At 68.7% G+C, this 230-nt stretch carries 1 protein-coding gene; it reads right to left on the bottom strand.

All coding sequences use genetic code 11. The features are described 5' to 3' along the window. Positions 1-230 (bottom strand): hypothetical protein (locus AC5RT3_RS20725; protein WP_494125121.1); only part of this gene is annotated, 230 nt, incomplete at both ends.

The following is a 230-nucleotide window of genomic DNA, read 5'->3' as shown; positions in this document are numbered from 1 at the left end:
CGGCTTCGTAGGGGTCGTGTTCGGTGGTCATGTCGGTGCCCCAGGAGCGGTAGCCCTTTTCCAGGCGGAGGGAGCTGAACGCGGCGCGGCCGGCGGCAATGATCCCGTGGGGCTGTCCTGCTTTGAAGAGCGCGTCCCAGAGGCGCTGGCCGTTGTCGGCGCTGGTGTAGAGTTCCCAGCCGAGTTCGCCGACGTAGGACAGGCGCATGGCCGTGACGGGTACGCCGCCG

Source organism: Arthrobacter sp. Y3221159, from assembly GCF_059089885.1.
This window is presented reverse-complemented; position numbering and strand designations above follow the sequence as displayed.